Source organism: Pseudomaricurvus albidus (assembly GCF_018863235.1).
GTDB lineage: Bacteria > Pseudomonadota > Gammaproteobacteria > Pseudomonadales > Cellvibrionaceae > Pseudomaricurvus > Pseudomaricurvus albidus.
This window is the reverse complement of sequence record NZ_JAHKRS010000002.1, coordinates 172,773-186,773: the sequence shown is the minus strand read 5'-3', so window position 1 is coordinate 186,773 and position 14,001 is coordinate 172,773. Positions and strand designations below refer to the sequence as shown.

Here is a 14,001-nt window from a genome sequence, read left to right as displayed (position 1 = left end):
CATCAGATACGGGAATATCTATGTTTAAGCGTCGCTTAACCCTTGGCCTGGCAGGCGTTATGAGTCTGTGCGCCTTAAACCTGCATGCCGATACCTTGCAAGATATCTATCTACGTGCACTCGAAAACGATCATCAGCTGAAAGCCGATACCGCCGCTTATGAAGCAGGCAAAGAAGCCCTGACCATCGGACGCGCCGCGTTACTGCCACAGATTAATGCCGAAGCGTCCTACGCAGAATCGGAGCAAACCAACATTGGCTCCAGTGTTTTTTCTCAAGGTGCTCCCAACGAATACGATGCCGAATCTGAGAGCGAAAGCTATTCCGTGTCACTGACACAGCCGCTGTTTAATATGGCGGCGTGGTTTGGTTATCAACAGGGCATTGCATTGAGCGAACAGGCCGAAGCGCAATTCAGTGCCGACCAGCAAGCGTTGATCGTGAGAACCTCCGAAGCCTATTTCAATGTGCTGCGTGCCATTGACAACATGACCACCGCACAGGCCGAAGAAAAAGCCCTCAGCCATCAGCTCGAGCAGACCAAACAGCGTTTTGATGTGGGTCTGACGGCCATCACCGACGTGCACGAAGCCCAGGCCGCCTATGACAACGCCACAGCGACCAAGCTCGAGGCACAGGGTAATCTCGGTATCGCGTTTGAAGCTCTGGAAGTCTTGACCGGCCGCCCGGAAAACACCGTTGCGCCACTGGTAGAGAACTTTCCGGTAATCCGTCCTGAGCCCCTGACGCGCAGCGAATGGGTGGATTTCGCCCTGGAAAACAACTACTCGCTCAAGGTCGCTGAGCTCAACGCCAAGGCCTCTGAAGAAAACGCTCGCGCTCGCGCTTCGGGCCACTTGCCGACAGTCACAGCCAGCTATTCATACAGCAATCGTAATGACACCAACACGGATCTGTTTTTTGGTTCAGGGTCGGGTCCAACCGCTAACGACTCCCGCATCGACGACCACTCCACCATTGCGGTGCAATTGAACGTGCCTATTTTCAGCGGAATGCGTGTCTCCGGCGAACGCCGTCAGGCTTACAGTCAGTCCATGCAGGCAAAGGAACTCTACAACAAGACCCAGCGCGACACGATTCAGGCCACCCGTTCACTGCACTTGTCTGTGGTCGCCAATGTGGCTCAGGTAAACGCCCGCAAACAGGCGATCACCTCCAGCAAAAGTGCTCTTGAAGCCACCCAGGCGGGTTATGAAGTGGGTACCCGCAACCTGGTAGACGTGCTGATTGCCCAGCAAAATGTCTACTCGGCTCAGCGCAACTACGACGATGCCCGTTACGGCTACATCATCAACATGCTGCAACTGAAACAGGTAGCAGGCAACCTGACTCCGGAAGACGTACAGCAGCTCAACCGCTGGCTGGATGCCGAGAATCAGGTTGATCGCAGCACGTACGAAACAGAAACGGTGAAGTAAATACCGGACAGTCTGATCAGACACAAAAAAGCCCGCCATGAGACATCACGGCGGGCTTTTTTGTTCAGGCTTTCAGTTGTTGATCGATCACATCCAGCAATCGCTGCAAGGCGCCACGATTGGCTTCCGCCACCTGTCTGGCGGCTTCCCCCATCGTGTCGGAACGCAGCTCGGACGCCAGCAGCTGATCCACCGCCACCGCCAGATCCGTTGGCGTCTCTACCACCTTCAAACCCGAAGACTCCTTCAGCAGGCGCGAAACTTCCGCGAAGTTGAACAGCGAGGGTCCACAAAAAATCGGTTTGGCCCAGGCCGCAGGCTCAATCAGATTGTGGCCGCCATTGGGCACCCAGGTCCCCCCCATGAATACGACATCGGAAGCACCCAGCATGGGCAGCATTTCACCCATGGTGTCGCCCACCAATACTTGTGTGTCGGCCATGACGCTGCCGCCCTCACTGTGCCGCTGAACGCGATACTGCTCTTCGGCTTCACTCACAACCCGATCAAATCGCTCCGGGTGACGGGGCACCAGCACTAACAGCAAATCCGGATAACCGGGCAGCAGTTTTTCATAGGCCTGCAATAACAGCGTATCCTCCCCCTGATGAGTACTCGCCGCCAGCAATACCGGGCGTCGTCCATTGCCCAGCCAGCGCTTGCGGATAACCTGCGCCTGCCGAATGACGGTGTCATCAAGGGTCAGGTCGAATTTGATGTTGCCGGTAATGGCCAGCGCCGCTCGCGGCAATCCCAGACGGACAAAACGCTCGCCATCGTCGCGATGCTGTGCAGCCACGGTGGAAATCTGCTTGAGCATGGGTTCGGCCAGCGCCGAAAAACGCGCGTAGCCCCGCGCCGATTTTTCGGACAACCGGGCATTGGCCACCACCAGAGGAATATCACGTCGATGGCACGCAGCAATGGTGTTCGGCCACAGCTCGGTTTCCATAATGATCGCCAGGCTGGGGTGGGTACGATTCAGGAAGCGCCCCAGGCAGTCCGGCAGATCGTAGGGCGCATACACATGAAATACAGAATCCCCCAGGGAGGCGCGGACCCGATCCGAGCCGGTGGGCGTTGTGGTGGTCACAATCAAATCGTGCTCAGGGAAACGGTTCTGCAGAGCCTTGATCAGAGGCAAGGCTGCCAGGGTTTCACCCACGGAGACCGCGTGCACCCAGATGGCCGGACGCTCACTGCTGCGCGGGGCAAAAAAACCAAATCGTTCACTCCATCTTTTGGCGTAAGCCGGTGCGGAGCGTGCGCGCCACAACAAACGCACGATCACCAGCGGCAAACAAAGGTAAAAAAACAGACTGTATAACCAGCGCATCATAGCCAAGATCGCGTCCTGCAAAAAAGAATGGGCAGCATACCCAGACCACCTTCACAAGCCAAGCAATGGGATACAAACGAACCGACCAGATCAGGTTTTTTACACTGAAAACCCGTATAATTGGGGAAATTCCTGACTTGTGGATCTCATGTCGCAGCACATTCAACTCGACATCGCCATTATCGGCGGTGGTATTGCAGGGCTCTGGCTCATCAACCGCTTGCAGAATGCCGGCTACCAGTGCGCACTGTTTGAAGCCCATGCACTCGGTGGTGATCAGTCCGTCGCCTCGCAGGGCATGATTCATGGTGGCATCAAGTATACCCTCAGCGGCACGCTCACCGGGGCATCCGAGGCCATCGCCGATATGCCGGCACACTGGCAGGACTGCCTGGCCGGGTGTGGCGATGTCGATTTACGCGGCGCCAATGTCCTCAGCGATCACTTTTACATGTGGTCCAGCGCCAGCGTCACCTCCAAGCTCACCACCTTCTTTGCCAGCAAGGCGACCCGGGGTCGGGTCGACAAAGTCAAAGCACAGGATCGCCCACCGATTTTTCAGCACCGTGATTTTAAAGGGCAGCTCTACAAGCTGGTGGATATCGTGCTGGACGTTCCCAGTGTTCTGCAAACTCTGGCCAGCAACGTCGAGGGTCGCGTCTATCAACTTCCCAAGCAACAGGCACACTGGACGAAAGACGACCAGAATACGTGTCAGTTGACCGTGAAGACCGATCAAGGCGAGGTGAATATTCGTGCCCGGCAATTTATCTTTACCGCCGGACAGGGCAACGCTGAGCTGCTGCAACAATTGGGCGAAAGCTCTCCCGAGATGCAGATCCGCCCTTTGCAACAAGTGATGGTCAAACTGAACCAGCCCTACGGTTTTTATGGGCACTGCCTGGGTACAGACAAGACCCCCCGCCTGACCATCTCCAGCCACCCGTGCAGTGACGGCAGCTGGGTCTGGTATCTGGGCGGCAGCCTCGCCGAGAAAGGTGTTGATCAAGACCCGGATACGCTGATCCGGCAGGCACACCGGGAACTGAGCAATCTGATGCCCTGGCTGGATTTGTCGGATGCTCAGTGGGCGACCCTGCCTGTGAATCGGGCCGAACCGAAACAGCAGAATATGATCCGTCCCGACAAAGCCTTTATCGGACAGGCAGAACACTGCACCAATCTGTCTGTCGCCTGGCCAACCAAGTTAACGCTGGCTCCCAATCTTGCCACCGAGGCTCTCGAACAGTTACAACAGCGAGGCATACAGCCCAGTGATGCCAAGACTGACCTGAGCCCGCTTGATTTACTGCCTCAAGCGACGGTGGCCAAGTCCCCCTGGGATCTGGCAGACTTCCGTCCTTTTCCAGCCACTGGCCTGTAAGCATTCCATGACCACACTCGCAGATTTTCGCAACGCAATCGGCAACACCGGTCTCAAGGTCAGTCCGATTGGTCTGGGCACCGTCAAACTGGGACGCAATCAGGGCGTTAAATACCCCACCGGTTTTGAATTACCCAATGACACCGAAGCCGCCAATTTAATCGCACAGGCAAAAGATCTCGGGATCAATCTGATTGATACGGCACCGGCTTATGGCATCAGTGAAGAGCGCCTGGGCCCCCTGCTGCACGGCCAGCGACACGAGTGGGTAATCTGCAGCAAGGTGGGGGAAGAATTCCATCAAGGTGTATCGTCCTTCGACTTTTCTGCCGCACACACTCGCCGCAGTGTAGAGCGCAGCCTGCAACGCTTGAAGACCGACTTCATTGATCTTGTGCTGGTACATTCTGACGGACAGGATATGGACATCATCCATAACGGCGAAGCTTTGGGCACTCTGGCAGACCTGAAACAGGAAGGCCTGATTCGCGCCTATGGCATGTCTACCAAAACCGTCGACGGCGGTATTGAAGCGGGCAGACAGAGTGACTGTGTGATGGTGACTTATAACCTGAGCCATCGGGAAGAAGAACCGGTGCTCGACTTTTGTGCCGCTCACAACAAAGGCGTGTTTATCAAGAAAGCGCTTGCCAGCGGTCACATCACTCTCGACGATCATGAAGACCCTGTACAGGCGAGCATGGATTTTTTGTACGGGCACCCTGCGGTTAGCAGTGCCATTATCGGCACCATTAACCCGGCTCATTTGCAGGATAACTGCAACAAGGCACTGACCACCCTGAACGCCTTGCGCAACACACAGAAACAACCATGAAAACGCTACAGAATTCAGAACTCAACAAGCTGATCGACTCCGGCACCGTCATCGAAAAAGACCATCACGGCCCCAAGGTGGTTGTGCTGGCAGAACACCGCTACCTGAAAATCTTTTATCACAAGAACAGGGTTTCGATGGCCAAACTGCGCTCCCGCGCCAAACAGTTTGCCAGCAATGCCGCCAAACTGAAAAAGCGTCAGATCACCACGGTCGGTATTCTGGACACCTTCAAAACTGACAGTCCGCGACGCGACTGTGTCTGCTACCACGGCATCCCGGGCGATACCGTGCGCAACCGTCTCAAACAGCAGCCGCAAGATCTAACGCTGTCACGTCAGCTGGGCAGCTATGTGGCTCAACTGCACGATGCCGGCGTGATGTTTCGCTCGCTGCACTTTGGCAATATTATTCAGCTGGACGACGGTCACTTCGGCCTGATTGATATCGCCGATATGCGGATCAATGTCTTCAAGTTGAGTAACTGGCAGAGAAAGCGAAACTTTCAGCATGTGTTTCGCTACCAAGACGATATGAAAATTATCGATCTGGATGAGTTTATCAAAGGGTACCAGAGCGAGAGCGGCAGTCAGGGAGCCAGACTGCGCTATTTTGAAGAGATTATTCGGCAGGCAGTTCCGGCCGTTCAATAGCAACGGCCTTGTAGCGAACTCGCACCAGCTCTTTAATCGCGCTCTTTGATTTTTTCGACGATCGCGGTGGTTGAACAGTTATCAAAAAAGCTCAGCACTCTCACTTCACCGCCATAGGCTTTGACAATTTCCCAACCGACAACCTGATCTTCGGTATAGTCGCCGCCTTTAACCAGGACATCCGGCTTGATGAGCTCCAGCAAACGCTCCGGGGTATCATCAGAAAATGAAATCACCCAATCCACCGCTTCCAGTCCGGCCAATACGGCCATACGGCGATCCACAGGATTGATCGGCCGTGCAGGGCCCTTCAGGCGGGAAACCGATTCATCGCTGTTGATGGCAACCACCAGTCGATCCCCCAGACTACGGGTGTCTTCCAGGTAACCCACATGTCCGGCGTGGATGATGTCGAAACAGCCGTTGGTGAAGACAATTTTTTCACCCTGGGCACGGGCGTCTTCCAGCGCAATCAATAACTGCTCTTCAGTCATCACTCCACGCTGGGCACCCTGCTCAGCCTGAATGGCCCGGCGCAGCTCGGGACCACTGATCGTTGCCGTACCCAATTTGCCAACGACAATACCGGCCGCGACATTCGCCAGAGTCACCGCCAGAGGCAGCTCACTGCCAGCCGCCAGGGCTGACGCCAACACCGAAATGACAGTGTCGCCGGCACCGGTGACATCAAACACTTCGCGGGCACGAGCGGGCAAATGAAACTCGGGCTGATTGGGGCGCAGCAATGTCATACCGTGCTCGCCACGAGTAACCAACAGCGCCTCAAGATCCAGAGACAACATCAGCTCGGTGCCCTTGGCCACCAAATCACTTTCGTGAGGACAGCTGCCAACTACCGCTTCAAACTCATGCAGATTCGGGGTCAGCAAGGTGGCACCGCGATACCGTTCAAAATCGGTACCCTTGGGATCCACCAACACCGGCACCCCTTCTTTACGGGCAGCCTGAATCAGACTCTGAGTATCCTGCAGACTGCCTTTGGCATAATCCGACAGAATCACCGCCCCCATCATCGGCAGGCGCTTTTTGGCTTTTTCCAGGAATCCGTCGCTGTCTTCAGCGCTAAAAGACTCCTCGAAATCCATGCGAATCAGCTGCTGATGACGACTGATGACACGCAGCTTGGTGATGGTCGGTTTGTCAGTCGAGGTCTGGAAATCCGTATGAATCCCCACCGCTTCCAGACGTGAACGCAAGGCATCGGCCGCTTCGTCCTGCCCAACCACACTGATCAGGGAGGCTCCGGACCCCAGTGCTGCAATATTCAGCGCCACGTTGCCCGCACCGCCCGGACGGTCTTCAATGCCGTTGACCTTTACCACCGGGACCGGAGCTTCAGGGGAAATACGCGAAGTTGCGCCGACCCAATAGCGATCCAACATGACATCGCCGATCACCAGAACCTGGGATCGGTCAAAACGGGGCATGGAGAGTTTCATGATATTTTCTCAGTAATTCGTTAAGACTGCGGTCATTTTAACCCGCTAGGCCTGAAACTGCATGGAATGCAGTTTGGCGTAGACACCGCCTTGAGCCAGAAGCTCGGCATGACTGCCCGCCTCCACAAGACGGCCCTTGTCCATCACCACAATCTTGTCTGCGGTTTCAATGGTGGATAAACGGTGGGCAATAACCAGTGTGGTACGGCCTTTCATCAGCTCTTCCAGAGCGTCCTGAATGGCCCGTTCGGACTCGGTATCCAGCGCCGAGGTGGCCTCATCCAGAATCAGAATCGGGGCATCCTTCAACAGCGCCCGGGCGATAGCCAACCGCTGTCGTTGACCGCCAGACAGACGGGTACCATCTTCACCAATCAGGGTATTAAAGCCCTGCGGCATGTCTTCAATAAATTCGGTCGCATGGGCAGCTTTGGCCGCTTCACGAATGGCTTCTTCAGACGCCCCCGCCAAACCGCCATAGGCGATATTGCTGGCTACGGTATCGTTAAACAGCACCACATCCTGATTGACCAGAGCAATCTGCTCACGCAGGGAAGCCAGGGTATAGTCCGTGAGGGGAACACCATCCAGCAGGATCTGACCCTGGCTATATTCGTAAAAACGCGGAATCAGACTCGCCAACGTCGACTTGCCACTGCCGGAACTGCCCACCAGGGCTACAGTCTCTCCCGGTGAGATGGAGAGATCTACGTCGTGGAGCACATTCCCTTCATCGGGATGGTAGGAAAACGATAACTGCTTAAACTCGAGGCGACCTTGTACTCGCTTGGCAACCACTTGTCCGGTGTCATTTTCCGGGGTTTCATCCAACTGTTCGAAAATACTTTGAGCCGCAGCAATGCCCTTTTGAATGGTGCCGTAAACTTCACTCAACTGTCTTACCGGCTTGGGAATCAACCCCGCAGCTGTAATATATGCGACAAAGGGCCCCGGGCTGGAGGTATCCATAAACGTCATGGCCAGATACACCAGTGTCCCCATGGCCGCAGCCACAATTACCTGCATCACCGGTGTCGCCAATGCACTGGTTTTAACCAGTTTCAGGTTTTGCTTGAGGTTATCTTTACTGACTTCTTCAAATCGGCGGCGCTCGTACTCTTCACCAGAGAAGGTTCTCATCACCCGATAACCGGAAATCATCTCTGAACAGATATGAGTAATATTCCCCATCACCACCTGAATCTTGCTGGCGAGCTTTTTCAACCGCTTGCCCACTGTTGCCACCAGAATGCCAATAAAAGGGGCAATGACCACGAACACCATGGTCAGCTTCCAGTCTTTCCACAACAGGTAACCAAACAGACAAATCACGGTAAATCCCTCACGGATAAGCACCTTGAGGGCATCGGTTGCGGCTCCGGTTACACCCTGCACGTTATAGGTTATCCGGGAAATCAGGTTGCCTGAGTTATTGTCATCAAAGTAATGACTGGGCATGGTGGTCAGCTGATTAAACAGCTGAACCCTGAGGGTGTGAACAATATTCAATGACACCTTGGCAATAAAATAGTTACCAATAAAAGAACCCACCCCCCGAACGGTAAATACAGCCATCATCATCAAAGGGATCATGATCCGCTGATCTTTTTCACCACTTTCAATAGCGTTGATCAGCATTTCCATAATCTGGGCAAGGGCAGGCTGACTGGCGGCAAAGATCAAAAAGCCCAGGATACTTAATGTGAAAATATGCCATTGAGACTTTACATACTTTAACAATCTGAAATATATGGTCATTCCAGAGGAATGATTCACATAATCTGCTGCCTTGGGGTGATCTATCTCTGACATATTTCAAACCAAACTCATTAATTACTATCGAATGATCAAGAAGAACTCTCAAAACCTTCTTTGGATATCACCCAATTCTTAGCAGGAGGAGTGAAATGTTCAGGGTGCCCCCCCCAATGCCTTTTCCACTCAAGAAAATGAAAGTAAAGAAATTCACGGTCTGTAACGTTATTTGTAAGGACGCCATCACACCAAAACCAGCGTGTAGGAAAATTTCTCGATCCATCCAGCCAATTATAACGTAAACCCGGTGTCGAGTACTGCTCAACAAAGTATGCTTTTCGGCTATAAGGGCGAAACAGGTACTGTAGAGCAGCACGCAAGATACGAGGATAATTCTTCAAACCCACAAACAGCTTGGAAAAGCACTTCTCATCAAACCCACAGTGGGACGGATCTTCAAAAGCTTTCCGCCACCCTTTGACTTTGGAGAAAGCAAAGACGTATTGAGGCGTATTTCGCAAAATACAACAATGCCCAGACACTCGGGTTTCATGGGTACTCACTACATCATAACGGGATAGCAGATCGTCATTAAAAAAATGACGCACACGACCAAAAATCAAATCGAGGTCACAAAAGCCCCAGAAATCGTAGCCTTTTAACTCTTCCCTATGGACAGCTCCTAAAGCCGGTTTGATATCACACAATTTATAGGCACTATCTGGATCAAAACCAATGCTGAGGCCCTCAGAGACCTTGTGTTTATAGGCCTTAAAGCTTATGGGCCTGTAATGGATATTGGATGGCAAGCCCTCTGGCTTCGGATTGTCGGTATAAAGCAAAAAATCAACGCCAGGGTTTGCCCGGCAACTTTCCAGAAAATACTCCATCCAGAAAGGGAAAGGCCCAAAATACGGAATTACAAAACAAATGCTATACATTACTCTGACCTGCCATCTGGTTCACCACTCGAATATCTCCCAGTCATATATTGAAAGCGTTGCACCAAACTCAAAGATCGTGTTCGCACGAAGTACGATCGGCTGACACGACTCTAATTCAACAAACCACTTTCCCTATTGTCCTCCCTCCAGAGCTACTGCCATTCCTTAACCAGATTCAATTTGGTATAGTTGGGAATATTTATTCTTATTTGTAATTTTGCTTTTTCTTATCTGGCTACTTCTTAGTTAGCTAGCGACGATTTGGTCTTTTCCTCAGGATTCCCTTATTACCATGCTGCTTCGATCATTTCGCACTCATTATCTTCGCCACATTACGACCTATATTGCCATAACCCTGAGCTGCTACTTTCTTGCACAAACCTCGAAGCAATTACACAACGCATTTTACCTATTTGCCTTGCTCCCAACATTGCTCATATTAAACAAGCAACTGTTACAAAATCTGTTCCGCAGTACAGTCTTTAAAATATTACTGGCTTTTGGGGTATGGCACATTGCCTCGATAACATGGTCAGATGCCCCAAATATCGATAACGCAAAAGATGTCCTCTATGTTGTGCTATTTGTCATCGCTATTGCAATTGCATGGCAAAACAGGGACCACCGTCACCCACACACTCTGATTATCTCCAGCCTGATAACCTGCTTGCCGATTCTTTACCTCCTATTCACTAGCGACCACAGCGTCAGACTGAAGGGTGGGCCAGGAATCTTTAGCAACCCGATTACCGCGGCAAATTCACTGGTTTTTCTGATCATTACCAACGTATACCTGGCCAGTAATGAAAAGCGCAAAGCGCATATTCTCGTATATGCACTCGCGGCTTTATTGCATTTCTATGTTTTTACTTTGTGCCAATCGCGGGGCTCACTTGCCGCCCTATTGGCCGGTGCAGCCGTATTATTATGCTTTCGATTCGCCAAAGCACGACAACTTAAAATTTTCGCTACCTGCTCAATTATTACTGCCGGCCTTATAGCAACCTACGCAATGCATAAAAATTGGCTGGCTATTCCCACTGCTGGACCTCAAAAGGTAACCTACCACATCCCCAAAGAGCTTGATATCACCTCTGTTCAAGCCAATCCGATCGTATCAAATAACGTACAAAACCAGGAAATATTATCGTTACAGTCAGGCCTCATGAAAGCAGATGGCAACAAGATCAAGCTAGACCAACAGACTCGCAGCATTACCATCACTCTGGCCACCCCAACCTTCAAACCCTACAGCCAATTCGAACTTATCGCGCAAGATAAAAAGGGGCGTAGCTTTCCTCTACCCATATCTCCTCCCAGAATCCTGGACTTCGACACGACTTTCGGTGACCGGCTAGACATCTGGGCTGGCTTTTACAAGGTTATCGAGCAAAAACCACTTATCGGACATGGCGCCTCCCACCAACAATCGGTCATGACGGACAGCCGGAAAACGCCTTACTATGACCCTCACAATGTGTTTGTCGGTACTGCTTTAAGCTCTGGTGGCATCGGACTGTTTATACACATCATATTACTGGTGTTTACAGCAAGAGAGCTTATGAGAAAGTCCCCGGGACACTCCTTATTTCTTGCGCTGTTTGCAGCCGGCTTGACCGCCACTATGCTGGATGATCCTTCATTTTTTGATTCGCCATTACCCTACTGGCTATTAGTACTCATTCCGATAGGGTATGCCATATCGAAACAAACTTTTCAGACAGAGAAGCCGACTTAAGTACCGATCCTTACCCAACGGCAGCCACCTTAGGCTGCCATTCCACAATAATGCACCAAAACACTGATAGACCAACAATTACTTTCCTACCAGAGTCTATGTGACAGTTACGGTAAAGGACTAACAATCTCCTTTCAGATGACATTCAATTGTTGGCTGTTTACCCTCCACCAGCTCAACGATAACTTTTGTAATATCTTCAACCGACCGGTTTTTTGAATAAACATGGTACTCTGCAAAATGTTCAGCTTTTTTCTGAAACGTACTTAACTGAGTTTTATACAGATTAATCGAAGAAGATATAGCCTCAGAATCCACCACTCTAGATGAAAAAAATCTTTCCACCTGCAAATAATCAACCACATCATTGCCACACACCAGCAATGAGGGTCTACCCAAAAGCGCCGCATCCACAACAGCATTGGTGTACGAAGTCAGACACATAAATGCCCCTCGGCAAGAATCAATAAAAGACTCACCTTGAGGCCGCACAACAACATTATCAATAGATTCAGCGGCTTGTATCCAAAACGCTCCAGAACTCCTCGGATGTAACCGTACGTGTAACTGAATAGATGGGTTCCGCTCGGCCCACTCCAGAACAGAATGGTAATACTGTGCGTAACGGGGTCTCTCCTCCATCGCAGGCCCCATGCCAAGCAACAGAACATAACCCTTTTCGGTTGCAGGAGGCAGTGTAAAATCACTATCAAAAAGATAACTACCTGACAGAATTACGTCACACTCCCCAAACTTTGTTGTCAATGCATTTAAGTGCTCAAGGGAACTCGCTCCATACAAGAGATAATAGTCATAATCTATCATTCTGTATTTGGATGATTCTTTGGTTAACACCGAATGGGGAAGATGAACTACTTTACAGCCGGTTTCAGCAGCTCTTTTTTTTAAGAACGGAGAAAAGAGATCACCGTTTCGGTCAGTGACTATAACCTTGGGAGAATATGTTTCTAACAAATATTGAGCGTAGAGATCATAATTACGAAACAACAATGACTCATTGGAACATCCAAAAAGCTCTCTTGATTTAGCGATTTGCTTTGACGTCTTCGGGTCAATTTCGGCATGGGTAATTTGAAGCCGATCTAATCTGGAAAACATCCCCCGTTTACGATGAAGCTTTTTCATTAACTCAACTTCATGAATAAAGAGAACATCCACAGAGTTCTCAATAACGAGACGATTTTCCCGGTATATAGAAACGCCTTTTAAACCATTAACTAATAGCTTGGCTATTTGGGACTGATAACTCAGCCAATCAGATAGCCACCCCTTACTTTTACTGCTCTTTGCATTAACTCTTATAAATTTCTTAAGACGTTTCGACAAATAACGATCATTGGAATTCACACTTCCCTCCCAATTCAACGATCGAGAACATGCCGAAAATGGCATTTCGCGCCATCATCTGTAAAACGACTTTGGATTTTTTGACTAGCCTGATCACTCTCGGCACTTCTCATTTCAACGATCAACTTAGCCAGAGATCTATAGTCGCCAATCGCAAACTGTCTGTTCTCATCCACTATCTCTGCCGCACCACCACCATTGGTAGACAGCACAGGAATGCCTGCTGCTATTGCTTCCAATAAAACCATACCAAAAGGTTCATTATCAGAACTCAGAGCAAACACATCAAACGCTTTAAAGTACTTCCAGGCATTTTCTACACGCCCCAAAAAAAGCACTCGCTCCGACACACCCAACTCATATGCCAGTGCCTTTAGACTCCGTTCCAGTCGGCCCTGACCTACCACCACCAAAAGCGAGTCTGGCATTTTGAGCTCAGAAAACGCTTTAAGTAACGTTGCCTGATCTTTATCCGGATGTAACCGACCAACATTGCCAATGATGTATTTATCCTCTGGCAACCCTAAAAACTTCCTCGATGACTCTCGTGAAAGCTGCTCCCGGGTATATTTATTAATATCGATATGATTGTACTGAGTCAGGACTTTTTCAGAAGGGAACCAGGGCAGTGCGCTCCTAATATTATCTCTGATTGCATTAGACACACCAAACAGTGTTAATTTCTTTTGATGGCGATAGGTAAACACCTTTCTCCAAAAAGATTGAAATACACCATACGCATGAGCCACCCCATAAACTTGCACTTGTGGGAGGTGGCAGGCTATAAACGTCGGCTTATAGCGATGGCATATAGCGAATTCAAATTTGTATTCTTCATGTAAAGCTCTTAACTCACGAATTTGCTTTCGCTTGAGTCCCTTGATGTCTTTTGATCTGTACTCCCAAAAGAGTGTCTTATCCGAGCCAACCAAAGACTCAACATCAGGATTCGCCTTACCCGTGAGAAATACCGTCATCACGCGGTAGTCAGTTTCGTCGAAAAGCACACGCCACTGTCTTGCCACATCATCGAAAGGTGCATCATAACCATGACAAAGCTGAAGCACCCACCGTTCTGAAGACACT

General features: G+C 50.6%; 11 protein-coding genes. 5 read left to right on the top strand and 6 right to left on the bottom strand.

The features are described 5' to 3' along the window. Nucleotides 1-20: 20 nt before the first annotated feature. Entirely contained in the window at nucleotides 21-1,439 is a 1,419-nt protein-coding gene (locus tag KOI40_RS04150) for a TolC family outer membrane protein (RefSeq protein WP_216096205.1), read from the top strand. A gap of 64 nt (nucleotides 1,440-1,503) precedes the next feature. Here KOI40_RS04150 and waaA read toward each other — a convergent pair whose 3' ends face one another. Continuing rightward, the gene (gene waaA, locus KOI40_RS04145; protein WP_216096204.1) at nucleotides 1,504-2,778 is read right to left on the bottom strand and encodes a lipid IV(A) 3-deoxy-D-manno-octulosonic acid transferase; all 1,275 of its coding nucleotides are present in this window, start codon (nucleotides 2,776-2,778) and stop codon (nucleotides 1,504-1,506) included. A 148-nt stretch (nucleotides 2,779-2,926) separates the two neighbouring features. Here waaA and KOI40_RS04140 point away from each other — a divergent pair, with 148 nt between their 5' ends. The 3 genes from KOI40_RS04140 to KOI40_RS04130 are packed head-to-tail and all read left to right on the top strand — an operon-like array spanning nucleotide 2,927 to nucleotide 5,650. After that, entirely contained in the window at nucleotides 2,927-4,162 is a 1,236-nt protein-coding gene (locus KOI40_RS04140) for an FAD-dependent oxidoreductase (RefSeq protein WP_216096203.1), read from the top strand. Nucleotides 4,163-4,169: 7 nt separating this feature from the next. Then, nucleotides 4,170-4,997: an aldo/keto reductase gene (locus KOI40_RS04135; RefSeq protein WP_216096202.1), complete on the top strand. Its 828-nt coding sequence runs from the start codon at nucleotides 4,170-4,172 to the stop codon at nucleotides 4,995-4,997. Beyond that, nucleotides 4,994-5,650 (top strand): BUD32 family EKC/KEOPS complex subunit, encoded by a 657-nt coding sequence (locus KOI40_RS04130; protein ID WP_216096201.1) that lies wholly within the window; start codon nucleotides 4,994-4,996, stop codon nucleotides 5,648-5,650. The genes KOI40_RS04135 and KOI40_RS04130 overlap by 4 nt, the downstream gene beginning before the upstream one ends. A 32-nt stretch (nucleotides 5,651-5,682) precedes the next feature. Here KOI40_RS04130 and hldE read toward each other — a convergent pair whose 3' ends face one another. From hldE to KOI40_RS04115, 3 genes are read right to left on the bottom strand one after another with little or no spacing between them, the layout of a single operon-like run. After that, nucleotides 5,683-7,110, bottom strand: a complete 1,428-nt coding sequence (hldE, locus tag KOI40_RS04125) for a bifunctional D-glycero-beta-D-manno-heptose-7-phosphate kinase/D-glycero-beta-D-manno-heptose 1-phosphate adenylyltransferase HldE (RefSeq protein ID WP_216096200.1) — start codon at nucleotides 7,108-7,110, stop codon at nucleotides 5,683-5,685. Nucleotides 7,111-7,155: 45 nt separating this feature from the next. Beyond that, nucleotides 7,156-8,922 (bottom strand): lipid A export permease/ATP-binding protein MsbA, encoded by a 1,767-nt coding sequence (gene msbA / locus KOI40_RS04120; RefSeq protein ID WP_233710007.1) that lies wholly within the window; start codon nucleotides 8,920-8,922, stop codon nucleotides 7,156-7,158. A gap of 35 nt (nucleotides 8,923-8,957) precedes the next feature. Further along, nucleotides 8,958-9,806 (bottom strand): DUF6625 family protein, encoded by an 849-nt coding sequence (locus KOI40_RS04115; RefSeq protein WP_216096199.1) that lies wholly within the window; start codon nucleotides 9,804-9,806, stop codon nucleotides 8,958-8,960. A 295-nt stretch (nucleotides 9,807-10,101) separates the two neighbouring features. On the opposite strand from KOI40_RS04115, the gene KOI40_RS04110 reads away from it, so the two are divergent. Then, nucleotides 10,102-11,547: an O-antigen ligase family protein gene (locus tag KOI40_RS04110; protein WP_216096198.1), complete on the top strand. Its 1,446-nt coding sequence runs from the start codon at nucleotides 10,102-10,104 to the stop codon at nucleotides 11,545-11,547. Between the two features lie 120 nt (nucleotides 11,548-11,667). Here KOI40_RS04110 and KOI40_RS04105 read toward each other — a convergent pair whose 3' ends face one another. After that, complete coding sequence (locus KOI40_RS04105; protein WP_216096197.1) at nucleotides 11,668-12,915, bottom strand: hypothetical protein; 1,248 nt, start codon at nucleotides 12,913-12,915, stop codon at nucleotides 11,668-11,670. Nucleotides 12,916-12,929: 14 nt separating this feature from the next. Continuing rightward, nucleotides 12,930-14,000, bottom strand: coding sequence for a glycosyltransferase (locus tag KOI40_RS04100; RefSeq protein ID WP_216096196.1), 1,071 nt, complete (start codon nucleotides 13,998-14,000; stop codon nucleotides 12,930-12,932). Nucleotide 14,001: the final 1 nt, after the last annotated feature.

What these genes read in the sequence shown, in the direction of transcription:
- KOI40_RS04150 (WP_216096205.1), top strand. Translation starts at nt 21, where the DNA reads ATGTTTAAGCGTCGCTTAACCCTTGGCCTGGCAGGCGTTATGAGTCTG.
- waaA (WP_216096204.1), bottom strand. Translation starts at nt 2,778, where the DNA reads ATGATGCGCTGGTTATACAGTCTGTTTTTTTACCTTTGTTTGCCGCTG.
- KOI40_RS04140 (WP_216096203.1), top strand. Translation starts at nt 2,927, where the DNA reads ATGTCGCAGCACATTCAACTCGACATCGCCATTATCGGCGGTGGTATT.
- KOI40_RS04135 (WP_216096202.1), top strand. Translation starts at nt 4,170, where the DNA reads ATGACCACACTCGCAGATTTTCGCAACGCAATCGGCAACACCGGTCTC.
- KOI40_RS04130 (WP_216096201.1), top strand. Translation starts at nt 4,994, where the DNA reads ATGAAAACGCTACAGAATTCAGAACTCAACAAGCTGATCGACTCCGGC.
- hldE (WP_216096200.1), bottom strand. Translation starts at nt 7,110, where the DNA reads ATGAAACTCTCCATGCCCCGTTTTGACCGATCCCAGGTTCTGGTGATC.
- msbA (WP_233710007.1), bottom strand. Translation starts at nt 8,922, where the DNA reads ATGTCAGAGATAGATCACCCCAAGGCAGCAGATTATGTGAATCATTCC.
- KOI40_RS04115 (WP_216096199.1), bottom strand. Translation starts at nt 9,806, where the DNA reads ATGTATAGCATTTGTTTTGTAATTCCGTATTTTGGGCCTTTCCCTTTC.
- KOI40_RS04110 (WP_216096198.1), top strand. Translation starts at nt 10,102, where the DNA reads ATGCTGCTTCGATCATTTCGCACTCATTATCTTCGCCACATTACGACC.